The following is a 19,767-nucleotide window of genomic DNA, read 5'->3' as shown; positions in this document are numbered from 1 at the left end:
TTATAAAGTAACTATATCTAGGTGATAAAAATGAACGCAAATAATCCTCCGGTATATACGACCCCAACTATGCCTGGAAAGGAAATCGAATTAATGCCTGAAGTAACGGGCTATGCAGCAACCTCAAAAGACTTCATAAGGGACTTCTTTGCAAACGTCAGGAGCGCATTTGGAATGGGCGTCCCAGAGTATAAAGAAATGGTGAGAAAGGCCGTAGAAGGCGCAAAGGAGGACATGGTAAGCCGGGCCTCTGCCCTGTACGGAGACATCGACGGAATTGTCGGCTACTCTGCTGGAACCGAGCCAATGGGCCCTGCAGGAGACATAATGGTTGCAAAAGCCACAGGAACGCCTTTCAGGTACAAGGGCCGCACAGCATCCAAAGCACAAGCCACTGCATAAGGCAAGTAATTTTGTTTATTTTTAAGCCATTAGCCACCCTAGAGGCAATTCTCTCTAAGTTCTGTGATTTTCAAAAATATCTGCCAATAGCCCCAAATCCACCTAAAAAGATAAGAGCTGGAAAAACTATTCCATTGGAGCTGCCTTCTCCACAATGAAAATGCCGTCCTGGAACCTCCTGCGGTCGTTTTTGGTATGCCTTGTGGCAATTTCGAAGTTTGCCGCCCCCTGGCCCACTTTTTCAAGGTCTATGCCGGTAAGCGTAATGTCCTGCTTGTTTATCTGGATTTTTACCCCGTCAGGCACCCTAAGCTTCCTATTGCCCTTCTCGCCCATATAATTCTTGACGGTTACTTCCTGGCCTTTCTGCTCAAGAGACATGGGGAAGTGGACATAATGCACCTTCAGGGAGTACTTATAGCCCTTATTTACGCCAGCAACCATGTTCTTGAGGTGCGAGGCAATCGTCCCTACAAGGGCCTTTGATTTGCGGGTTTCGTCCTTACCCACCACATTTATCCCTTCGGGGGTTTTCTCAAGCTTTACGATGGAAGCGGTTCCCCTATTGTAGAAGTCCCTCTCCAAGGTACCAAGCTTTCCGCTGATTTTTACCTTAAAGCCGCTGACTTCAGCGCTTGTCCCTTCCGGAATCTTTATTTTCTCCATTATCTTAGTTGGAATAAATTTAAAAGTCAAGCAAAAGAGTTTAATATGGGTATATTGCCAGGGATTTCTCCAAGTCCAGCTTGTAAGTGTAGCTTATCTTCATCTGAAACGTTTCCTCTACCATTGTGTCCGGGTTTGCCTTAAACTCGCATGATGCGGTTTTTGCAACTTTGTCTATGTCCCTGCACGTGCCCTTGGGCATGGAAATGCTCCCTATATCGATAAGCCCGTTTCCCTTGGGGACAAACTTGACGTTTCCATGCACGGAGTCGGTAGTTATGGGCGGCGCCTGGTTTAGGTCCACATAAACATCCACAAAATTATCCGAAAAGACAACCTGAGTCGAGCCCTTTGGTATGGGGTTTCCCGCCACCTCTCTTGAAGTGGCATACTCCTGGTCGGCAAATATTATGGGCGGCATCGTAAAGGTCGCTGTCCTCTCAACCTGGAGCCGGACTCTAACCGTAGTGTCTGCCTGAGCAGCAAGGTCGTCTGGCGCCACAAGCTTCCATGAAAAGGTCTTTTTCCTGACGCCCCGCATATCCGCAGTCTGCTCCTTTGTTTCTGAAGAAGTGTCAAAAAGGCCCAGACTCGAAATTTTGGCAGTAACGTCATAACGGTCCTCAGTATAAAGGTCATAACTGCTCGGGTTTTCCACAACCAGGTCAAGCACAGTATAATCCCCTCCCCTCACACGCTCAAGCTCGGACAAAAGATAAGCATTCATCACCCCTCTATATGGGTCAGTATTGTTGCCGGGATCAGCCGTGCACCCCGAAAGAAAAACCAAAGCCACCATCGAAAACATCAGAATGCCAAAAGGTGGTGCCCTCATAAATTAAAAACAGCTTATATAATGGACATCGATTTAATAAGGCGACTAAGCGAAGCCCGCGGGGTTTCCAGATTCGAAGAAGAAGTCCGGGAAGTCATAAAAAAAGAAGTTGAAAAAGAAGCCGATTGGGTGAAAACCGACAACATGGGAAACCTTATTGCCTTTCGTAAAGGCAATGGGGAGAAACCAAAAAAGATTGCATTTGTCTCGCATATGGATGAAATAGGATTTATCGCGAAAAGAATGAGCGGCGGGTTTGTCGAGTTCCTAAAAGTCGGAGGCATTGATGACAGGATTCTTGCATCCCGAAAAGTCATAATAAAGGCCGAAAAGGATTACGATGGAATTATCGTCTCAAAGCCCATATTTTTCCAGAAAAAGGAAGACCGCGACAAGCAGATAAAATATGATGACATGTGCATCGACCTAGGGCTCGTGCACGAAAAGAAGAAAAAGAAAAAAGAGGGCGAGGAAGAAGAAAACGGAGAGGAAAGCCCAAAAATCAAGATAGAAAAGGGAACCCCCATAAGCTTTGCGAGCAAGTTCACTAAAATGACTGACACGACATACTGCGGGAAATCATTTGACAACCGGCTTGGAGTCTACTGCCTTATAGAGCTTCTCAAGAAACTAAAAAACCACAAAGATGACCTGTACTTTGTTTTCTCAACCCAGGAAGAGGTCGGTCTCAAGGGCTCGCGCACCGCAACTTATGAGATAGAGCCAGACCTTGCCATTATACTCGACACGACCCCCAGCGGCGACCTTCCGATGATTAGCAAGAAAGAATCAGAAATATCCCTTGGAAAAGGCCCGACAATAGTCCTCCTTGAAGCTGACGGGCAGGGAACAGTTCTTCCGGACACACTGAGAAAGTTCCTCCTCGAAACTGCAAAGAAAAACAAGATAAAGCACCAGCTCGAAATCTCTGAAGGCGGCCTGACTGAAGCGGCAATAGTACAGATTGTAAAAAGGGGGATTCTCGCATGTTCCATTGGCATCCCAACAAGAAACCTCCATACACCTTACGAGATTTTCGATACCCGGGACGTCGAGGAAACACTGAAGTTTGTTGAGTTAGTTGCAAATAATTGGAAGTAGCCTAGCACATATCAATAAGCGGTTCTGTTTCAAAAATACTTCTCTAAGTAAAACTTCTATGCAAACCCGAGCGGTTTTTGCGCTTGCTCCTGACCCTTCTTTTTCAGCACGGCATACCCCCCAAAGCCTGCGGCTCCAACAGCTCCCGCAATAACCTCACCTTTTGTCCGCCAGGCATCAATATTTTGTGGGTCCAGGTGCTGCAGGTCAGGATGCGCCTCCAAAACAAAGGGATCATAAGACGCCCCCTCCAATGCCGCTGTGCCTGCCGCGTTTACATTATCACCTGCAGCACGGGCAGTTTCCATGGCGCTTTTGACACTTGCATAAACCGAGCTATCCATGCTCTGAACTGCACGAGTTGCCTCAATAGTATCAATTCCATCAGCAGCCATGGCGTCAATCTGCTCAGGAGTATATCCCTGACTCTCCAGAAAGCTTTTCATATTATCAGAAAACCCATTTTCCTGAACGCCAAGAATGGCATCATTTAAGACATCATCCCTCGTCAAAACTGTAGATGCTGGATCAGATTTCGCTGCCTCAAGTGGATTAAGCTCTTCATAGCCGCCAAGCTTCTGAATCGCTTTATCGCCCGCTTCAACAAGCTCATCGCCCTTTGCGTAAAAACCATCCAAAGTTTTGTCAAGCAGACCATCCTCACCGCCAAGGAAGGGAACCGGAAGCTTTTGAAGATAATCTGAAGCGTCAAGCCCTAAAACCGCTTTAGAGAGGTAAAGTGCCGCCAGGCTGCCGCCTACAAGAGCTGCAACCTGAACAGGGCGCTTGAGAACCGTATTGCCCACCTTGCTTGTAAGGCCACTTGCATAGCTCATGGCAGATTTATTTCCACCCGTGCTGTAGCCAGCCGCAGGAGCATTAGCTGCTGCCCCGGAATAACCCTTGCCAGAAACAGCACCTTCTTTATGATTATACCATTCCAAGGCCTTCGCACTTGCGGTAAGCGCAGAAACTGCTGCAGGAACAACCATAATCTATATATCCCCGGTATATATACCCGGACCTCAAAGACTTGCTGAAAAGGCCAAAAAAGCCAGCAAGGCCAAAAACATCACAATCTTTATAAGCCGCTGAACCTTTGAAGCATTTTTCAGGCCAAGTATGAAAACAACACCCAAAAACAGGGCAAGTGAGAAGATAAAGTAGGCCTCCCCGAAAAGCCCAAAGTAGTAAGGCAAAAACAGGAATAACGAGCCGACAAGAACCATGATTTTTCCAAACAAAACAGCATTCTTTTCCCCAATTACAATCGGAAGAGTCCTTGCCCCCGCGCTTTTGTCCCCCCTGACATCTTCAACGCTCTTTAAAATCTCACGCCCGTAGTTAACAAAAAATGAGATCGACGCAATAAAAATCAAGGGGCTCTTAGGAAAGTCAAAAATGCCCCCTCCAATCAATACCGGGGCGATAAAAACCGAAACCGCCAGGTAGGTATCAACAAGGTTACCAAGGACAGTCCGCTTAAACTTCATAGAGTAGAGATAAATCACAATCGAGTTAAACGCTGCGAAAATAAAGAAGTTCCACGAAACAAAAAAAGACAGCAAAAGCCCTGTAAATGTCAAAAACAGATAAATGAGAAAACCTTCTCCAGGAGTCATCCTTCCGGAAGGAATGGGCCGGTTAGGGCGGTTTATTGCATCGATTTTCCTGTCAAAAAAGTCATTTATAGTATTTCCCGATGCGCAAAGCAGTGCCACGGAAAGCATGGGAAGATACCAGGCATTTACGGAGATATCCAGCAAAATCATTCCCACAACCAGCCCCATCACAGAAAGAAGGCACACCCCCGGACGGACAATATCTAATCGGGAAGGCATAAGCATAGTACGGAATAAACCTTATAAGCCGGCCAAAATTAGACTATTTCAAAAGCTTTTTGGCTTCGTCTGAAAACTCTCCAAATTCTACAACAGCAATGGATGAGCAGGAAACTGGAAGCTTTGCGACTTTGCCAAGCTCTGACTTTGAAGGAAGCTCAAAATACGTAATTCCTTTCTCCTTGCAGATTACCGGAATGTGCAAAATAAGCTCTTTGGGGTCAACATCCTGGGCAACGACAACCAGTTTTGCAAGGCCCTTTTCAGCTGCTTTTGTAACCTCATTAATTCCCTTGATAACCTTTCCGTTTCCGCTTGCTGCCACTTTCTCTATAAGTCCGCAAAGTGCCTTAACATCAACCTTGTTTTCTACTGCCATAACCTAATATGCGAAAATATTTAATACTCAGGGGGAAGCAAATACATATATCCCTGGCATTTCCATTAGATGCCTGAAAAGCCGGGATTTCCCGACTTAATGTCACAAATTCGCCTCTCGAGCCGCCAGGCAATATCCTCAAGAAACCTCACCTGGTCGTTTATAAAGCCCACGACCGCCTCTGTGTCCTCCTCCAGAGGGTCGCAATCAGACCGGATGAGCAACTTTAGGGACCTGAAATAGTTGGCCCAGGTAATGGACAAGCCATAGCATGACTCAAGGCGGGATAGGTCATCTATGCTCTCTGCTTCGCCTATTGCCTGCAGAAGAACCGTAACTTCGTAGTCATACTTCTTTTCCGCCACCTCCAGAAGCGTTTTAAGCACTCTGCCAAAATCCCTTCCTGAACCGGGGCCTAATCCAAACCAGGACCCTCTTTCTCTCATATTTACCTTAAAGCCAGACTATTAGATAAGGACAACAGACATAAGCATAATAAGCTTAAACCGCAAATATCTACCTTCTGCCTGCAAAAAGTTCCGCGAATTATCTTGCGCCTTCGGCCTCCTTTTCGTTTCTTTGCCTCTCTGCTACCGCAAAGCTTTCAGTCGAGTTCTTGTAAGCGGCGACAAGCTCTGAAGCCAATGCTTCAGTCATGCCTTTTTTGGAGTTAAATGCTTTTGAGTAGCTTCCCTGAACAAGGCGCCTCATTACGAGGTCAAGGCGCTTCTTGGGAGCGCATATTGCCGGCTTTCTTGCGACAATGCCTCCAATCTGCTGCGAAATCGTAAGCTCATAAGGAGCTGAGTTCTCTATGGCTTTTACGAGGACCTCAAGAGGGTTCTTTTTTGTCCTCTGCTCCATAAGGTTAAATGCATCTTCAACTATGCCGTAAACGGTAGTATATTTTCCCGTGCAAAGCCCGGAGGTAATCTTGTGCTTTTTTCCCTTGTGGCCTGGAACCATCATGTGGGCAATCAAAAGCTCTACAAGCGGCTTGTTTCTCACCCTGCCGCAGGTTTTTGGGATAACTGTCGGCTTCAGGTTCATATAGGGCTTAAGCCCCAAGTCACTCACCTGCACGTCATAAGGCCACTTACCAAACAGCTTTGCGTCCATAAAACTTACTAAAATTTAAATTAAGCTTGATGGGGGGGTAAAATAATAAACCCTGGATTATTTATGAATAAGCTTGAAAAAGGCGCTCTGCCTCTTGAGCTGAAAAGAAAGTCTTTTCACCTGATAGCTGGAATCTGCATAACTCTTTACGTTTATTTCCTCGGGGCCGCCTTTGGAAAGCTCGTCGCCCTGCCCATCCTTGCAGGTGTCCTGGTATTCTACATTCTCCAGGCCTTCAGGGAAAACCCGATAAACAGGTTTCTTGTCGGTAACTTCGAACGGGATAAAAAAGCCCGGACTCTCTACAAAGGAGTGATTTTCTACGGCCTTGGAGTCTCCATCCCAATCCTCTTCCTTGACACGCTTTCCGCCTGCGCGGTAATAGCAATCCTGTCTGTCGGGGACGCCGCCGCCACCCTTATCGGAAAATTCTTTGGAAAAAGAAAGCTATTTGGAGGCAAAAAGAGCATTGAGGGAGCACTTGGATTCATTGTTTTTTCGGTTCCAGCCGCCTGGGTTTTTATCCATAACCCCGCATATTCCCTGTTTTTCGGCTTTATCGGCGCATTGGTGGAATTTTTCTCGCCTGTTGACGATAATCTTGCCATACCCATTGCGCTCACGGCGGTCATGCTTGCGCTGACACTACTATAAATACAGATTTCAAACAAAAAGAAAAAGCAAAGGCCAAAGAACTACTCCTTTGGCAAGTCCATCTTTATATAGACGGGAGGCATTGCAGACCAGAAGATAGAACATCCGTCAGGTCCAAGGTCATCCAGAGTCATGAGGTAGTCAGAATTCAAGGCAGCTTGGGCCTCTATTACCCCATATCCGCCATTACCTGCCCCAAAAGCCCCATAGCCATCATAAATAGCCAACCTATAATTCCGGGGATCTCCTGAATATGCGCTCACTCCATCTGGAGGCGGCTCGCCGCCGTCATCCTCTCCGCAGTCTCCGCTTTCTGAAGAGTTGCTCATAAGATTATTTAAATTGCGTATTTATAGGGCTGAAATGGCTTTTAGCCACCCTAATTGCCAAATATGGCAATATCTGCAAAGAAATTTTCTCCCCCTACTGCAACTCTAAACTATATATGGAACATTACAAGTGCCCTTTTAATTTATTTCTCGAAAAGGGTTTATGGCAGAAAAAACAAACCCTATGAAGGAAATAAAAATAGAGAAGGTGACCATAAACTCCGGCATTGGAGAGCCGGGAGAGCGCCTAGAGAGTGCAAAAACAATCCTTGAGCGGCTCACCGGAAAAAACCCCTGCTTTCGCAAAACCATGAAAAGAACCACTTTTGGCGTAGCGAAAGGAAGGAACATCGGAGTGGTCGTAACCCTGAGAGGAGACACTACAAAGGAAATGCTTGCCCGGCTTATCAAAGCAAAGGAAGGCAAACTTAAGAGCAAGTCGTTTTCGGGAAGGACCTTTTCGTTCGGAATACCTGAGTACTTAGACATTCCTAAGATGGAATACGACCCCAAAATAGGTATCATGGGAATGGACATCTGCGTAACGCTTCGAAGAGCTGGAATCAAAAAAGGAAAAAAGGTCGGAAAGAGCCATCAGATAAGCTCTGATGAAGCAAGAGATTTTGTTTCAAAGAATTTTGGAGTCAAGTTCCTATAGGCGCCTTTTCTAGAAGAGGGGTTTGCTAAATAAAAACCAAGAATATTATGCTTGAATCTTACTTCAAGAGAGCATATTCTTTTTACGGTGAAGTTGCCCAAAAGCTTTCGCCGAATTTCGGATACCTAAAAGAAGACCTCAAGAAAAGCGGCCTAAGGTACACTGCCGAAGAATACCTTTCAATGGCTCTCTTCATATCCCTCATTCTCTTCTGCATAGAAATTCCAGTGATAACTTTCATATTTTCATTTTTCACACATGTTGTCTGGGCGCTCCTGATGGCAATAGCCATCTCAGCATCGCTTACTATGATGGTTTTCTTTCTTTTTACGACTTACCCCAAAACGCAGTATGATTCTATTGCTGTGGAGATTGAAAGAGGCCTTCCGTTCTCGGTAAGCTACATGACTGCAACCGCTTCCTCGGATGCCCCGCCCATAGAGATATTCAAGGCAGTGTCAAAACTTGACGAGTATCCTGAGCTAAAAGAGCAGGCGATGAATGTGATAAGGGATGTAGAAGGCCTTGGGCTTGACCTCAGCGGTGCCCTGAAGAGGGAAGCAAAAAGAACGCCTTCAAGGCAGTACAAGGAACTACTTATCGGAATTGACTCGACGCTAAGAAGCGGCGGAGACCTATCTCTTTTCTTAAGCAACAGGGCAAACACGCTCTTTACCAATTACCAGCGAAAAATAAAGGACTACTCAAACCTCCTCTCCATGATTGTTGAAATCTACATTACTGTAGTTATTGTCGGCTCCATATTCTTTACCATTCTTTCAACGGTTATGTCCATGATGGGCGGCGCGCAAAATATACTGGTCATGCAGTTCTTCATATCCTTTGTAATACTTCCAGTAATCTCAATCGCACTTGCGTATTATATCAAGATGGTTTCACCATGACTTCAAAAAAAAAGTTCAAGAGTCACCTTTCAAAAACACAGGTGTGGCTGATATACTCTGCGATAGGCGCCCTTGGTTTTAGCATACTTGGGCTTATCATTTCTGTAGTCTATAAAAATTCGAACTTCCTGTACAACTTCCTGCTAATCTCTATATTCATCCTCATCTTTCCTGTCTTTCTCTTAAAATACCTGCATTTCAGGGATGTCCGGGAATGCGAAACATACTTTCCCAATTTCCTTGACGACCTGAAGGAAGCAAAAAACAGCGGGGTTTCTTTTCCTCAGGCAATAATGAACTGCCGTGGAGAATATGGCGCCCTAAACCAGCACGTAAGAAAGCTCCAGCAGGACATAAGCTGGGAAATTAGCATAGATGATGCCCTAAAGCAGATGAAAAAAAACCTTGATGACAGCAGAATACTTTCAAGAAGCATAACTGTTCTTCTTGAGACCTACCGCTCTGGCGGAAACGTCGAAAATATTCTTGAAACGCTGAGGGGCTCGCTCCTAAAGATCATGGAAAGTGAAGACTATCGTAAGGCAATAATGCAGCAGCATGTCATGATGATGTACGGAGTTTTCCTTATGTACATTGTACTCATCATAATGCTTGGGCATTTTCTCATACCTATGCTCGACCAGATGGGTGCAGGCTCCACAGACAGCAACCTTGGAGGCCTTCAGCTTATGACTGTCGCTTCTCCTTGTGATGGGTGCTCCAACCCTTTTTGCGGGATACTGTGCAAGATGTTTCAGGTTGTTGCTGGAATGTTTGGCTTTGGCACCAACCCCCTCCATGTATACTACAAGTCACTATTCTTCCTTATGACGGTAACCCAGGGTTTTTTCAGCGGCATAATTGCAGGGCAGATATCTGGCAAGAGCTGGCTTGAAGGGCTAAAGCACGGGTTCATTATGATGTTTGCAGGGATGGTCATAATCGTAGCGGCAAATGCCCTGGGGTTCTTCTAAATTATGCCAAGAGAAAAAGGGCAGGTGAATGTCTATTTTCTTGTAAGCGTTGCAGTCTTCATTTCGCTTTCTATATACCTTGTCTTTATCATGGTGAGCTTTTACCCATCAAAAGCGGAAAGCATACGCATAAACTCGCTTTACGGAAAGGCATACTCGATATCAGAATTTCTGGTAAAGGATGAAGGTTATCCTGAAGACTGGGGCGAGGACAGCGTGACCCGGCTTGGCATTTCATCAGTACCCTACGAGATTAACGCAACAAAGCTGGCGGCACTTAATTCTCTTTGCTCCAGGTCGGACCCTGAGCACGTAGAGCGCCTCCTGAATTCAGTGGGGCTTTACAATGAGGATGTGCTGATCAGCATAGCGTATCTCAACGGCACTTACCTCCTGCAGTGCAGCGCTCCGGGAAATGAAGTAAACCCGGAATCCATAAAGCGAAGGAGCGCGCTTGTAAGCAGGATTTCCACTTTTGAAAATGAAATTGTAGAGGTCAGTATCTATGTCGGGTAAGCTGCTTAATAAGAAGGGAATAATACGCGTATTCGAGATGGTGCTGTTCAGCTTTCTTCTTTTCGCCATACTTCTGCCAAGCTTTTTCAAGTACGAAGACGTAAACGACTGGACAGCGGCAAAAAACGTAATCCTCAGCCAGGACCTCCTGTTTGCCTTTGAAAAAAACAAACTCCTCGATGACGTGCTTATCACAGACCCCATTACTGATGGACACAGCATACTCGCAGAGCACGATGCCGACATTGAGCTTCTCGAAAACACCACTCTTTCAATCTTCCCGGTAATATATGACTTCGAGTATGAGGTTAAAAACGTCGCCCCGCCCAGGGTTTCAATCGGGTGCATATGCAGCGAAGAAGAAGAAGATTGGCTCAAAAGCAAGATATTGACCCCATCGTACCCGACCTTTGAATTCGCTATAAAAAGAATTGCCCTTGCAAATTTGTCTGAATCCTTTGACACCTTCGTAATATTTGGCAATCAGGGCCTTGAATCATACCGGGGAAACATAACAGAGATGCTTTCAAAAGGCAAGGGCTTCGTGCTGATAGCAAACTTCACATCAAGCCCCGACAGCATGACCGAAGAAATGTTCGGTATTTCTTACACGGGGGGAAGTTCCGGCACAAGAAGCATGAAATTCGAAAACCTCTCAAAGGAGATAACCTCCGGAATCTCAAAAAGATATGTTAACAACATTGTGCGCGTTCAGACCGAAGGGACAAACCTCACAGGAAAGCTTTATATCCAGGACACAGAATTTGACCTTGAACAGAACGTCGCAGCCGAGTGTGTCACGATTTCCTCCTGCCCCGACTGCCTTCACGAAGGCGAAAGTTGCCAGATAACCCCTATTGTCAACCTCACACTGTTCCAGATAGACCCCCTTGAGCAGAAGTGGATGGACATTTACATCAGGTCTTACAAGGACAACCAGAGAGACTACTCCTTTGAAGACCTTGTGCCCTTGGCAGTCGAAAAAACTGAAAGCACAGTGCTGTCCTGGCAGGACAACAGCTTTGCAAACGCGGTGGTCGGAGAATATTCCCTTTTTTACGAAACCGAGCCAAGAATGTTCTGGATTTATGGCTATGACCGCAAAAAAGACGACCTAAATCTTCTTCTTAAAACAGGGATAATCTGGTCTTCAGGGGAGCATTACTTTGTCTTCAACAAGCCCATACCAAGCAAGAGAAACATTGCGATGCATTTCTACACGGGCCTCAGGGAAAGCCAGATACCCTTCACAGTAAAGCTTTATACCTGGGGCTACTGAGGGCAAACTTATTAAAAGAATCTAATTTTATGGCTGAAGAAATCCCTCAGGAGGTACGGGTCAGATACCCTAAAAAAGGCGAGATTCTGGGAATTGTCGAGGAAAAGTGCGGAGGGGCGCATTTCAAGGTCCTTTGCACTGACGACAAAATCCGGCTCTGCAGGATTCCCGGCGCCATGAAAAGAAGCCTCTGGATTGACCTGGACATGATTGTGCTGGTAAGGCCCTGGGAAGCGCAGCCAGATGACAGGGGAGACATAATCGCCAAATACAAGGGCCCTGAAGCAGATGAGCTCAGGAAAAGGAAGTTGATAAACTTCTAGAGGCATTAATCGAGAATAAATTTATTCAGAAGTACTGTTATGCCCTGGTAGTCTAGCTCGGTCTAGGATAAGGGACTGTCAATCCCTCGACCCGGGTGAAGCTTTTCTTTCCAAAGAAAAGCTCCAGGACCAAAAGAAAGGGTTTTACCGCTTCGCGGAATAATACCTTGAAGTTGGTAAGGGTATTCAAATCCCGGCCAGGGCGCATTTTAAATTTCTACAACTCCAATTCATAAGCTCGCCGCGCCAATAGCGTTACTCTCGTACTTTCCAAACACGACTTTTGGCTCGTGGGAGTATAGTATTTTTCTCATTTCTTCAATTCCGTACTTTACAATCAGCCTGTTTTTTGCCAGGCCCCCGCCAACAGAAATCACTTCCGGGTTCAGGATGTTTGAAATGTTGCCTAGGCCTATGCCAAGGTAGAACCCCAAAGTTTTGCAGACTTCGGTGGCCTTTTTGTTTCCCTTCCTGGAGAGAACATTCAGTTCGTAGGCATCCACTTCCTTTCCAAAAACCTTCTTTGTTTCACGAAGAAGCGCCCTCGTGGAGATGTACTCTTCCAGGCACCCCCTGTTCTTGCAGTGGCAAAGCCGGCCGCCCGGTCGGACTATCGTATGGCCAAGCTCAACTGAATTCGACTGGCCGCAGTAAATTTTTCCGCCAACCACGACACCTGAACCAAAACCGGTGCCGATGGTAATTCCAACAAGGTTCTTTCTGTTCAGCCGTATCGCTTCTCCAAGCGCAAAGCAGGCATCGTCATTTGCAAAAGAAATTTTTTTGAACTTCTGGCCGCGCAGGAACCCGGAAAAGTCAAAGCCCTCCAGATAATGCAGATTTGGTGCCTTAAGGAGTTTTCCCTTCTCGATATCACCTGGAAAAGCAAGGCCAATTGCCGAGCCCATCGAGGGCTTTCCATCAAGCAGATAATCTATTAGCTTGTCTACAGAATCCATGAAGTCAGAAGGATTTTTCCTGGAAATCTGGATTTTCTTTTTTCTCAAAATCTTTCCATTATTCAAAATGACGCCAAGGACTTTTGTCCCGCCGATGTCTATGCCTATCCTGTAGGGCATAATTATCTATATTTAGATTATGAAACTCATCGCCCAGGGAGCGGAAGCAAAGGTGTACCTCACAGACGAAAATAAAATCCTGAAAGAAAGAGTCAAAAAAAGCTACCGCATCACCGAGCTTGACAGTTTTCTTCGAAAGACCCGGACAAAAAAGGAGGCAAAAATTATCTCTGACGCAAAGCGGCTCGGCCTTAACGCACCCGTTATTTTCGACACAACCGACTTCACGATAGAGATGGAGCTTATAGAGGGGAAGAAGCTTAAGGACATCCTCACAAATGACAACTCAGGCAAATTCTGCAGGAAAATCGGACTTGCCGTTTCGAAGATGCACGATGGAAGCCTCGTCCACGGCGACCTTACGACCTCAAACATACTGGTAAAGGAAGAGGAAATCTACTTTATCGACTTTGGCCTCTCAATAGAGACAAAATCCCTCGAACAGAAAGCCGCTGACCTCCTTACGCTCTTCCAGAACTTCCAGTCGGTTCATCCAGACGTCGAGTGCTGGAAACACTTTCTTGAGGGCTACAGAAACCAGGAAAAAGTGCTCCAGACCTTTGAGAAGATGCTGAAAAGGCGAAGATACATTCAAATAGATTGACTTTTAAATTATAGTAACATTATGTTAGACCTAAAGAAGGAGTTTAGAGACGGCTATTTGGATAGCAACTCCAACCTCTACGAGGCCATAAAGGAGATAAGAGCTTACGTTATTGAAGGCAAGCTTAATTCTTCAACCCTGAATTTCATGCTTAAAGCTGAGGTAAGCAGCACCTATCCCTCCCGGGGGGAGTCTTTGCTCGGCGTAACCTCAAAAGGAGCCACCTACCCCCACCTGATTAATGACCCCGAATTAAAAAAGAAGGGAAACCTGGAGATTCAATCCAGAGGGATTCATCCAGAAAATATCTACAAAACCGCAAAAGCACTGCAAACGGAATTAGGTTTGGCTACATCAGACTTCCATAAGATCGGTTTTTACCGACCATTTGGCGGTTATATCAAAGACGCATACGATATCTTGGAGAGCCACTGCAAAGGTGCAGAAGAAAAAAACTTTTTTGGGAGAGGTTACTTCTTCCTCGATGAAAGTATTGCCCCTATAGCTAAATCGGCCATAGGTGCTCATTTTGAAAATGTCAGGTCAAAACAAAAAATAGATGCCAATAAAATGGTATCTCAACTTTATGCCGGAGGCATAATTGGCGTAAAAGGGCTTAACCAAGGGAATACTATAGATAGTTCAGCCATTTACATCCCAAAGCGCATAAACGGAATAAATCCCGAAAAAGTCGCCTGAAGCCCTTTAATTTATTTCTCTAACCTCTTTTATGACAGAGAAAGCTTGCAAGATTTGCCATAGGGTAACTGAAGACAAGGAGTGCCCTGCCTGCAAAACCAAGGACCTTACGGAAAACTGGCAGGGGATAATTATTATCTTCAACCCTGAAAAGTCAGAAGTCGCCAGAGAACTTGGTTTCGAGGCGCCTGGCAGGTATGCAGTGAAAGTCTAATTAGGAGAATTTTTGCCGACAATATGCTCTAACTCTAATGAGTGGTTTATTGCTAGGTAGTTATATATGGCCTACTCAGGAGAACTCACGACTCTTTCAAGATTACCGAGTGCTGCTTACAGAGAGTTGCCCTCCCAGTACGCCCATTTGCTTGAAACACCTCCCCAATACGCCAGAGGGCTTGCTGTCCTTATTACCGACATGCAGTCTCCAGACCTGGAAGCAATTGGGGGGGAAAATAGAAACAGACTAATATCTGCCCAAGGAGACCTTCTGGAGCTCTGCATACCCCTTCAGATCCCGACCATAGTTTTGGAATACCGAAGCCGGGGCTCAGCAATGCGAGGTCCGACTATAGAGCCGCTTGCATCACTTGCAAAACTCACGCCCAGCTACGGGCGGGTGGAAAAGAAGTGGGATAACGCCTTCTGTGACACTGAACTGGCGCGCATGTTGCAAGAGCGCGAAACCCAGACGGTAATTCTTGCGGGAATTAAGGCCTCTTCCTGCCTCAAGAGTACCGGGGAAGGCGCAATCAGGGAGGGCTTTAAGATAGCAACTTCAGGCGACCTGATTGCCGACCCTCCGGACTGGAAACTTGACTGCTCTAGGGCATGGTACAAAACCAGCGGCATTTACGAAGAAACTATGCCCGAGATGATAGTTCAATGCATGGCGCAAAACAAAAACACGGGCAGTGCCACCCGACCTACAGCAAGCTCATTGAGGCAATAAAAGCATAAAAGCCCTGCCAGAGTATATTATGGAGCCCGTAGTTGCAAGATTTCGGCGTGGAAGGGACACTTTCGAGATTCTGGTATACCCTAAAGAGGCCGTCGAGTTCAAGAAAGGAATTGGAGAACTGACTAATGTTCTGGTAAGCGACGAGATATTCCTGGATGTCCAGAAGGGCAAAAAAGCCCCCGACAATGACCTCAAAAAGGCCTTTAAAACAGACAACAAGCAGGAAATCGCCAAAACCATCATAAAAGAAGGCGAAGTGCAACTCCCCAAAGCCATGAGAGATGAGATGCTTGACAAGAAAAAAAGGCAGATTGCCGCCATCATCTCCAAAATGGGCGTAAACCCACAAACGAAGGCGCCGCACCCCCCGGAAAGGATTCTGGGAGTTATGGACAAGCTTGGCGTAAACGTCGACCCATACCACAGCGCCGAAGACCAGGTCCAGAGGATTGTAGAGAAAATACGCGTGGAAATACCGATTTCGATTGAAAATGTCCGGCTCGAGATAAAAGTCCCCATGGCGTACGGCAGGATGGCCTACGGCAAGATAAAGGCCATTGGGAAGATTATGAGGGAGTCCTGGAACCCGGACGGAAGCTTAAGCTGCGTCCTGGAAGTCCCTGCAGGGCAGAAAAACGATGTTTACGACAAATTAGGGGGGCTAACGCACGGAGAAGCAGTCATAACTGAGTCAAAGTAGATTATCTGACATATATTCCAAAGAACATAACTGTCAGCAACGCCCGATTAATAATTTCAGAGATAAATTGTTTATGGAAAACGAAGGAGAAGGATATATAGTAGTAACGCCCGGGACGCTTCTTGCAACAAGCGAAAAAATGGGTGAAGGGACGTTCATAATGAACGGAAAGACCTTTTCAAAATATTTTGGAATCGTCAAGAAGACAGAATACAAGACAAGTGTTGTCCCATTCAACCAGAAGTACGCGCCGCAGGTAGGCGACATGGTAATCGGCCAAATCAGGGACTTCAAGCATCCTTTCTGGATTGTGGATATATTCGCCCCCAGCCCAAGCTTCCTGTTTGTCAAGGACATAAACATAAGGGAGGGAAGGCAGGACCAGCTTATGAATGTCTTCAAGCCGGGAACCTGGATATTCGCGGAAGTTTCAGAGATAACCGACAGGGTAAAGCTTTCAATGAAAAACAGGGAAGCAAAAATCCTGAAAGGCGGACGATTCGCAACCATTTCCCCGTCAAAGATACCAAGAGTCATTGGCAAAAAGGGCAGCATGATTCACCTACTCCAGGAAAAGACCGACTGCCACATAAAAACAGGGCAAAACGGCCTAGTCTGGATTGAAGGCGGAAAATGTGACCTCACGATAAGGGCCATACAGAAAATAGAAAAAGAGGCGCACATACCAGGGCTTACCGACAGGATAACGGACATGCTAAGTAAAGAGGTGAAGGAAAATGACATTGATTAAGGACGGAATAAGGTGGGACGGCCGAAAGCTAGAAGAGCTTAGGCCCCTAAGCGCAAAGCTCAAAGTGGTGGAAAACGCAGACGGCTCAGCGATGTTCAAGATGGGCGACACGATTGCAATAGCAAGCGTGCACGGCCCGATGGAGGTTTACCCTGCATTTCTCGAGAAGGCCGACAGGGCCATTCTTGAGGTAAACTACCAGATGCTTCCATTTTCAACCGACGACCGCATGAGGCCGGGCTTTTCAAGAAGAAGCGTTGAGATATCGTCCCTTATTAAGAGGGTCTTTGAAAGCGCCATATTCCTCGAGGACATGCCAAGAACCAAGATAATCGTCAACATCGACATCCTGTGCGCAGATGCATCGACCAGGTGCGCTGCGATAAACGCCGCCTCCCTTGCACTGGCAACAGCCGGGATTCCCATGAAGGACCTAGTTGCAAGCTGCGCCGCAGGAAAGGTGGAAGACCAGGTTGTCATAGACGTTGCAGGAAAGGAGGACACCGAAGGGGAGGTAGACCTGCCAATCGCATATCTGCCTTTGACTGAGGAAGTCCTGCTTCTCCAGATGGACGGCATAATCAACAGGGGAGAATTCAGTGAAATGACCTCAAAATCAATTGAGGCGTGCAAGCAGATACACGACTTCCAGAAGAACGCCCTGATGGAATATAGGGAAGACTGATTGAGATATTTTATTTTCTTGAATGAATTTTGATAAAAATTAAAAAAGTAAGCGTTATCGCTGGCTGGTGCTGTCAAAGTACACCCTCATCGAGGGGGTCATTGGGCTTCCAGTATATGTGGTTGTTAACCCGCAAGGTTCCGCCTCTTTTTGGCTGATTCTACTCTGCCATTTAGACGCTGATTCAACAAAGGACCGGGTTGGCCACTGAGTGCTGTCCGTCGAAAGAGCATTGACTATTTCACACCCCGCATACCTGTTTAGATCGTCCCTGACTAGATCATAAGGCGGTCTATTGTTCCGGTTTACGCCAAGGTCTGCTCCACCAGGAAGTATCTGAGGAAATCGTTTCATATTGTTCACCTAAACTAAGTAGTAAAAAAAGCTTAAATACTTTTCTGACCACTCAGCATAAATTGAAACAGAAATTTAAAAAGAGGGGGCGGCTATTATAAAAAAAGCCGGAATATAGTTTTATGATACCAAACATTAACCCCAAGCAGCTCGAGAAAATGGCCCGCCAGATGGGCATGCAGGTCCAAAACATTGATGCGACCGAAGTAATAATCAAGTCGCCGGATGGAGACTGGATAATAAAGAGCCCGCAGGTCACGAAGGTCTGCATGGGCTCAACAGAAACCTTCCAGGTGATGGGAGAAGTCACAAGGGAGGACAAAGTCAAGGCAGAAGACATCGAGATTCTTGTGCAAAAGACTGGGATAAGCAAGGAAAAGGCCGAAGAACTCCTTACTGAAACAGGAGACCTGCTTTTGGCAATAAAGAGGGCTAAAGAATGATTTACCTCATCATCGGTCCTCCCGCATCAGGCAAAGGCACTACCGCAAGCAGGATGAAGGCGGAGTTTCAGCTTGAGCACATCTCCAGCGGAGACCTTTTCAGGGAGCTAAACGACGAGGAGATTAGAAAATACCTTGTTTCCGGACGGCTCTTGCCTGATGAACTGGTAGCCAGAGTCGTCGAGCGGGCGATAAAAGGCAAAGACAATTATATTCTTGACGGCTACCCCAGAAACCTCGCGCAGGCAAAGCTTCTTGACCAGTTCCTGAAAAACGATGGAAAAGAGGTCGGGCAGGTCATATATCTTGAAACCGGAAACGACAAGATAATCCAGAGAATGACAAACCGGAGGGTCTGCTCAAAATGCGGCAAAATCTACAACCTGGTAACTCTCCCGCCGCCTAAGCCAGGCAAATGCGAGTGCGGAGGAGAGCTATTTCAGAGAGAGGATGACAAGGAAGCGATAATCCTTGGGCGAATTGACACCTTCAACCGGCAGACAAAGCCCGTTCTAGACCACTACAATGACCAGCTGCTTACCATCAATGGTGAAAAGGAGATAGAAGGCATAATGGAGGAAGTAAGGGCCGGAATAAACCGATAGTCAGCCGTAAATAAGCATTTCGTCCGTGCTTTTCCTCCAAGCATCTCTTACCTCTCTTAGAGCCGATTTCTGAACCTTCCTGAACCCAGAAAGAAAAACATCTGCCCTTTTTTTCGCAAGTTCCTCAAGTTCGTAACTCTTTCCGGGATAAGTCTTGGCAAGACGCGCAATCTCAACTGACTTTGCAAGGCCGATAAGGTCACCCTGGTCTTGAAGAACATATACCTCATCTCCAGAATCCGGTCCCAATAGACGAGAGAGCCCCACAAGGTACCGGCACTTGCCCTTGAAAATAGAGCCACAGGCAGGAAGTTCTGAACCCAAAAAATCCCTGCGATTTTTCTCAACATACTGCCTATAGCCAGGCAATCCAGACTCCAATGCTTCAGCATTACCCACAATGCAGTCTGCCAAAAGATTGCCCCGTGAAAAATTGCAGCCCGCATAAAATGGGGGCTCGAACAGCCCAAAATTATCAACGGGCAAGCTCTTTACCTCAACACCCTCTCCCCTTAGCAAAGGATAAAGATAAACGCTGCAATATTCCGGGGACTTTTCGCCCCATTTATAAATCTGGCCTCCAGGGTCCAAAATTCCCGAAATAGATGCTCTTACAACATAAAGATCCTGGTTGGGTGCACCGGAAAATATATCTGCCGACAGAACCGGCTCTGATTCCTCACGGGAACGGGTTTCAAGCACAAGCAATCCCGACAAAAGGGCTACATCTGTCCTTATTGCTAGAGCGTCCCTCCCCAAAGACTTGGCAATCCTTAGAAGCTCTTCCTCCTGACCCCCAATAAAATCAGCAACCTGAGGGAGTCTCAGTATATCCTGAGGATATATGGTCACTTCAACTGGCTTGGAAAGTATAGACATAATTACTCCAAAACAAAAAGATATTATCC

At 46.3% G+C, this 19,767-nt stretch carries 29 protein-coding genes and 1 tRNA gene; 19 read left to right on the top strand and 11 right to left on the bottom strand.

Features of this window, described 5'->3' with window-relative positions; translation table 11 throughout:
• Positions 1–30: 30 nt before the first annotated feature.
• Positions 31–402 (top strand): heavy metal-binding domain-containing protein, encoded by a 372-nt coding sequence (locus JW727_02670; GenBank protein ID MBN2094927.1) that lies wholly within the window; start codon positions 31–33, stop codon positions 400–402.
• A 126-nt stretch (positions 403–528) separates the two neighbouring features.
• Here JW727_02670 and JW727_02665 read toward each other — a convergent pair whose 3' ends face one another.
• Positions 529–1,068, bottom strand: coding sequence for a 50S ribosomal protein L6 (locus tag JW727_02665; GenBank protein ID MBN2094926.1), 540 nt, complete (start codon positions 1,066–1,068; stop codon positions 529–531).
• 40 nt (positions 1,069–1,108) lie between these two features.
• Entirely contained in the window at positions 1,109–1,903 is a 795-nt protein-coding gene (locus JW727_02660; GenBank protein ID MBN2094925.1) for a hypothetical protein, read from the bottom strand.
• A 21-nt stretch (positions 1,904–1,924) separates the two neighbouring features.
• On the opposite strand from JW727_02660, the gene JW727_02655 reads away from it, so the two are divergent.
• Positions 1,925–3,004: a M20/M25/M40 family metallo-hydrolase gene (locus JW727_02655; GenBank protein MBN2094924.1), complete on the top strand. Its 1,080-nt coding sequence runs from the start codon at positions 1,925–1,927 to the stop codon at positions 3,002–3,004.
• 56 nt (positions 3,005–3,060) lie between these two features.
• On the opposite strand, the gene JW727_02650 is transcribed toward JW727_02655, so the two are convergent.
• From JW727_02650 to JW727_02630, 5 genes are all read right to left on the bottom strand, one after another.
• Positions 3,061–3,996 (bottom strand): hypothetical protein, encoded by a 936-nt coding sequence (locus JW727_02650; GenBank protein ID MBN2094923.1) that lies wholly within the window; start codon positions 3,994–3,996, stop codon positions 3,061–3,063.
• A gap of 33 nt (positions 3,997–4,029) precedes the next feature.
• Positions 4,030–4,851: a geranylgeranylglycerol-phosphate geranylgeranyltransferase gene (locus tag JW727_02645; protein ID MBN2094922.1), complete on the bottom strand. Its 822-nt coding sequence runs from the start codon at positions 4,849–4,851 to the stop codon at positions 4,030–4,032.
• Positions 4,852–4,888: 37 nt separating this feature from the next.
• A complete protein-coding gene (locus JW727_02640; protein ID MBN2094921.1) occupies positions 4,889–5,224 on the bottom strand; it encodes a 50S ribosomal protein L7ae in 336 nt (111 codons plus the stop codon).
• 65 nt (positions 5,225–5,289) lie between these two features.
• Positions 5,290–5,670: a hypothetical protein gene (locus tag JW727_02635; protein MBN2094920.1), complete on the bottom strand. Its 381-nt coding sequence runs from the start codon at positions 5,668–5,670 to the stop codon at positions 5,290–5,292.
• Between the two features lie 100 nt (positions 5,671–5,770).
• The gene (locus JW727_02630) at positions 5,771–6,343 is read right to left on the bottom strand and encodes a 30S ribosomal protein S7 (GenBank protein ID MBN2094919.1); all 573 of its coding nucleotides are present in this window, start codon (positions 6,341–6,343) and stop codon (positions 5,771–5,773) included.
• 63 nt (positions 6,344–6,406) lie between these two features.
• On the opposite strand from JW727_02630, the gene JW727_02625 reads away from it, so the two are divergent.
• The gene (locus tag JW727_02625; GenBank protein MBN2094918.1) at positions 6,407–6,997 is read left to right on the top strand and encodes a hypothetical protein; all 591 of its coding nucleotides are present in this window, start codon (positions 6,407–6,409) and stop codon (positions 6,995–6,997) included.
• A gap of 41 nt (positions 6,998–7,038) precedes the next feature.
• Here the strand turns inward: JW727_02625 and JW727_02620 are convergent, their stop codons facing one another.
• Positions 7,039–7,326: a hypothetical protein gene (locus JW727_02620; protein MBN2094917.1), complete on the bottom strand. Its 288-nt coding sequence runs from the start codon at positions 7,324–7,326 to the stop codon at positions 7,039–7,041.
• Positions 7,327–7,489: 163 nt separating this feature from the next.
• On the opposite strand from JW727_02620, the gene JW727_02615 reads away from it, so the two are divergent.
• The 7 genes from JW727_02615 to JW727_02585 all read left to right on the top strand — a co-directional run bounded on the left by JW727_02615 (position 7,490) and on the right by JW727_02585 (position 12,186).
• Positions 7,490–7,984 (top strand): 50S ribosomal protein L5, encoded by a 495-nt coding sequence (locus JW727_02615; GenBank protein MBN2094916.1) that lies wholly within the window; start codon positions 7,490–7,492, stop codon positions 7,982–7,984.
• Between the two features lie 47 nt (positions 7,985–8,031).
• On the top strand, positions 8,032–8,889 hold the full coding sequence (locus tag JW727_02610; protein ID MBN2094915.1) for a type II secretion system F family protein: 858 nt from the start codon (positions 8,032–8,034) through the stop codon (positions 8,887–8,889).
• Complete coding sequence (locus tag JW727_02605; GenBank protein MBN2094914.1) at positions 8,886–9,863, top strand: type II secretion system F family protein; 978 nt, start codon at positions 8,886–8,888, stop codon at positions 9,861–9,863. Before JW727_02610 ends, JW727_02605 begins: the two co-directional genes overlap by 4 nt.
• A 3-nt stretch (positions 9,864–9,866) precedes the next feature.
• On the top strand, positions 9,867–10,379 hold the full coding sequence (locus JW727_02600; GenBank protein MBN2094913.1) for a hypothetical protein: 513 nt from the start codon (positions 9,867–9,869) through the stop codon (positions 10,377–10,379).
• Positions 10,369–11,658, top strand: a complete 1,290-nt coding sequence (locus tag JW727_02595; GenBank protein ID MBN2094912.1) for a hypothetical protein — start codon at positions 10,369–10,371, stop codon at positions 11,656–11,658. The genes JW727_02600 and JW727_02595 overlap by 11 nt, the downstream gene beginning before the upstream one ends.
• Before the next feature lie 29 nt (positions 11,659–11,687).
• Positions 11,688–11,981 (top strand): translation initiation factor eIF-1A, encoded by a 294-nt coding sequence (locus JW727_02590; GenBank protein ID MBN2094911.1) that lies wholly within the window; start codon positions 11,688–11,690, stop codon positions 11,979–11,981.
• A 41-nt stretch (positions 11,982–12,022) separates the two neighbouring features.
• A tRNA-Asp gene (locus JW727_02585) sits at positions 12,023–12,186 on the top strand.
• A 25-nt stretch (positions 12,187–12,211) separates the two neighbouring features.
• Here the strand turns inward: JW727_02585 and JW727_02580 are convergent.
• Complete coding sequence (locus JW727_02580; GenBank protein MBN2094910.1) at positions 12,212–13,060, bottom strand: ROK family protein; 849 nt, start codon at positions 13,058–13,060, stop codon at positions 12,212–12,214.
• 19 nt (positions 13,061–13,079) lie between these two features.
• Here JW727_02580 and JW727_02575 point away from each other — a divergent pair, with 19 nt between their 5' ends.
• The 7 genes from JW727_02575 (at position 13,080) to JW727_02545 (ending at position 17,457) form a co-directional block, all read left to right on the top strand.
• Entirely contained in the window at positions 13,080–13,664 is a 585-nt protein-coding gene (locus tag JW727_02575; protein ID MBN2094909.1) for a Kae1-associated serine/threonine protein kinase, read from the top strand.
• A gap of 21 nt (positions 13,665–13,685) precedes the next feature.
• Positions 13,686–14,363, top strand: coding sequence for a hypothetical protein (locus JW727_02570; GenBank protein MBN2094908.1), 678 nt, complete (start codon positions 13,686–13,688; stop codon positions 14,361–14,363).
• A 31-nt stretch (positions 14,364–14,394) separates the two neighbouring features.
• On the top strand, positions 14,395–14,577 hold the full coding sequence (locus JW727_02565; GenBank protein ID MBN2094907.1) for a DNA-directed RNA polymerase, subunit E'': 183 nt from the start codon (positions 14,395–14,397) through the stop codon (positions 14,575–14,577).
• 66 nt (positions 14,578–14,643) lie between these two features.
• Complete coding sequence (locus JW727_02560) at positions 14,644–15,312, top strand: isochorismatase family protein (GenBank protein ID MBN2094906.1); 669 nt, start codon at positions 14,644–14,646, stop codon at positions 15,310–15,312.
• A 28-nt stretch (positions 15,313–15,340) separates the two neighbouring features.
• Entirely contained in the window at positions 15,341–16,021 is a 681-nt protein-coding gene (locus tag JW727_02555) for a ribosome assembly factor SBDS (GenBank protein MBN2094905.1), read from the top strand.
• Between the two features lie 73 nt (positions 16,022–16,094).
• Positions 16,095–16,772 carry an RNA-binding protein gene (locus tag JW727_02550; protein ID MBN2094904.1) on the top strand — a complete coding sequence of 226 codons (678 nt, stop codon included), beginning with the start codon at positions 16,095–16,097 and terminating at the stop codon, positions 16,770–16,772.
• Positions 16,759–17,457, top strand: coding sequence for an exosome complex exonuclease Rrp41 (locus JW727_02545; protein ID MBN2094903.1), 699 nt, complete (start codon positions 16,759–16,761; stop codon positions 17,455–17,457). The genes JW727_02550 and JW727_02545 overlap by 14 nt, the downstream gene beginning before the upstream one ends.
• Before the next feature lie 54 nt (positions 17,458–17,511).
• Here the strand turns inward: JW727_02545 and JW727_02540 are convergent, their stop codons facing one another.
• Positions 17,512–17,811 carry a hypothetical protein gene (locus tag JW727_02540; protein MBN2094902.1) on the bottom strand — a complete coding sequence of 100 codons (300 nt, stop codon included), beginning with the start codon at positions 17,809–17,811 and terminating at the stop codon, positions 17,512–17,514.
• 122 nt (positions 17,812–17,933) lie between these two features.
• Between JW727_02540 and JW727_02535 the strand changes: the two genes are divergently transcribed.
• Together JW727_02535 and JW727_02530 are read left to right on the top strand one after the other, a co-directional pair.
• Complete coding sequence (locus tag JW727_02535; protein ID MBN2094901.1) at positions 17,934–18,254, top strand: nascent polypeptide-associated complex protein; 321 nt, start codon at positions 17,934–17,936, stop codon at positions 18,252–18,254.
• Positions 18,251–18,859, top strand: coding sequence for a nucleoside monophosphate kinase (locus JW727_02530; GenBank protein MBN2094900.1), 609 nt, complete (start codon positions 18,251–18,253; stop codon positions 18,857–18,859). Before JW727_02535 ends, JW727_02530 begins: the two co-directional genes overlap by 4 nt.
• Here JW727_02530 and JW727_02525 read toward each other — a convergent pair whose 3' ends face one another.
• Complete coding sequence (locus JW727_02525; GenBank protein MBN2094899.1) at positions 18,860–19,738, bottom strand: hypothetical protein; 879 nt, start codon at positions 19,736–19,738, stop codon at positions 18,860–18,862.
• Between the last annotated feature and the right edge of the window lie 29 nt (positions 19,739–19,767).

The sequence above is a fragment of the Candidatus Aenigmatarchaeota archaeon genome (genome assembly GCA_016932615.1).
GTDB lineage: Archaea > Aenigmatarchaeota > Aenigmatarchaeia > QMZS01 > QMZS01 > JAFGCN01.
The sequence above is the reverse complement of the archived record's forward strand: the minus strand, read 5'-3'. Positions and strand labels throughout refer to the sequence as shown.

What these genes read in the sequence shown, in the direction of transcription:
- JW727_02670 (MBN2094927.1), top strand. Translation starts at nt 31, where the DNA reads ATGAACGCAAATAATCCTCCGGTATATACGACCCCAACTATGCCTGGA.
- JW727_02665 (MBN2094926.1), bottom strand. Translation starts at nt 1,068, where the DNA reads ATGGAGAAAATAAAGATTCCGGAAGGGACAAGCGCTGAAGTCAGCGGC.
- JW727_02660 (MBN2094925.1), bottom strand. Translation starts at nt 1,903, where the DNA reads ATGAGGGCACCACCTTTTGGCATTCTGATGTTTTCGATGGTGGCTTTG.
- JW727_02655 (MBN2094924.1), top strand. Translation starts at nt 1,925, where the DNA reads ATGGACATCGATTTAATAAGGCGACTAAGCGAAGCCCGCGGGGTTTCC.
- JW727_02650 (MBN2094923.1), bottom strand. Translation starts at nt 3,996, where the DNA reads ATGGTTGTTCCTGCAGCAGTTTCTGCGCTTACCGCAAGTGCGAAGGCC.
- JW727_02645 (MBN2094922.1), bottom strand. Translation starts at nt 4,851, where the DNA reads ATGCTTATGCCTTCCCGATTAGATATTGTCCGTCCGGGGGTGTGCCTT.
- JW727_02640 (MBN2094921.1), bottom strand. Translation starts at nt 5,224, where the DNA reads ATGGCAGTAGAAAACAAGGTTGATGTTAAGGCACTTTGCGGACTTATA.
- JW727_02635 (MBN2094920.1), bottom strand. Translation starts at nt 5,670, where the DNA reads ATGAGAGAAAGAGGGTCCTGGTTTGGATTAGGCCCCGGTTCAGGAAGG.
- JW727_02630 (MBN2094919.1), bottom strand. Translation starts at nt 6,343, where the DNA reads ATGGACGCAAAGCTGTTTGGTAAGTGGCCTTATGACGTGCAGGTGAGT.
- JW727_02625 (MBN2094918.1), top strand. Translation starts at nt 6,407, where the DNA reads ATGAATAAGCTTGAAAAAGGCGCTCTGCCTCTTGAGCTGAAAAGAAAG.
- JW727_02620 (MBN2094917.1), bottom strand. Translation starts at nt 7,326, where the DNA reads ATGAGCAACTCTTCAGAAAGCGGAGACTGCGGAGAGGATGACGGCGGC.
- JW727_02615 (MBN2094916.1), top strand. Translation starts at nt 7,490, where the DNA reads ATGGCAGAAAAAACAAACCCTATGAAGGAAATAAAAATAGAGAAGGTG.
- JW727_02610 (MBN2094915.1), top strand. Translation starts at nt 8,032, where the DNA reads ATGCTTGAATCTTACTTCAAGAGAGCATATTCTTTTTACGGTGAAGTT.
- JW727_02605 (MBN2094914.1), top strand. Translation starts at nt 8,886, where the DNA reads ATGACTTCAAAAAAAAAGTTCAAGAGTCACCTTTCAAAAACACAGGTG.
- JW727_02600 (MBN2094913.1), top strand. Translation starts at nt 9,867, where the DNA reads ATGCCAAGAGAAAAAGGGCAGGTGAATGTCTATTTTCTTGTAAGCGTT.
- JW727_02595 (MBN2094912.1), top strand. Translation starts at nt 10,369, where the DNA reads ATGTCGGGTAAGCTGCTTAATAAGAAGGGAATAATACGCGTATTCGAG.
- JW727_02590 (MBN2094911.1), top strand. Translation starts at nt 11,688, where the DNA reads ATGGCTGAAGAAATCCCTCAGGAGGTACGGGTCAGATACCCTAAAAAA.
- JW727_02580 (MBN2094910.1), bottom strand. Translation starts at nt 13,060, where the DNA reads ATGCCCTACAGGATAGGCATAGACATCGGCGGGACAAAAGTCCTTGGC.
- JW727_02575 (MBN2094909.1), top strand. Translation starts at nt 13,080, where the DNA reads ATGAAACTCATCGCCCAGGGAGCGGAAGCAAAGGTGTACCTCACAGAC.
- JW727_02570 (MBN2094908.1), top strand. Translation starts at nt 13,686, where the DNA reads ATGTTAGACCTAAAGAAGGAGTTTAGAGACGGCTATTTGGATAGCAAC.
- JW727_02565 (MBN2094907.1), top strand. Translation starts at nt 14,395, where the DNA reads ATGACAGAGAAAGCTTGCAAGATTTGCCATAGGGTAACTGAAGACAAG.
- JW727_02560 (MBN2094906.1), top strand. Translation starts at nt 14,644, where the DNA reads ATGGCCTACTCAGGAGAACTCACGACTCTTTCAAGATTACCGAGTGCT.
- JW727_02555 (MBN2094905.1), top strand. Translation starts at nt 15,341, where the DNA reads ATGGAGCCCGTAGTTGCAAGATTTCGGCGTGGAAGGGACACTTTCGAG.
- JW727_02550 (MBN2094904.1), top strand. Translation starts at nt 16,095, where the DNA reads ATGGAAAACGAAGGAGAAGGATATATAGTAGTAACGCCCGGGACGCTT.
- JW727_02545 (MBN2094903.1), top strand. Translation starts at nt 16,759, where the DNA reads ATGACATTGATTAAGGACGGAATAAGGTGGGACGGCCGAAAGCTAGAA.
- JW727_02540 (MBN2094902.1), bottom strand. Translation starts at nt 17,811, where the DNA reads ATGAAACGATTTCCTCAGATACTTCCTGGTGGAGCAGACCTTGGCGTA.
- JW727_02535 (MBN2094901.1), top strand. Translation starts at nt 17,934, where the DNA reads ATGATACCAAACATTAACCCCAAGCAGCTCGAGAAAATGGCCCGCCAG.
- JW727_02530 (MBN2094900.1), top strand. Translation starts at nt 18,251, where the DNA reads ATGATTTACCTCATCATCGGTCCTCCCGCATCAGGCAAAGGCACTACC.
- JW727_02525 (MBN2094899.1), bottom strand. Translation starts at nt 19,738, where the DNA reads ATGTCTATACTTTCCAAGCCAGTTGAAGTGACCATATATCCTCAGGAT.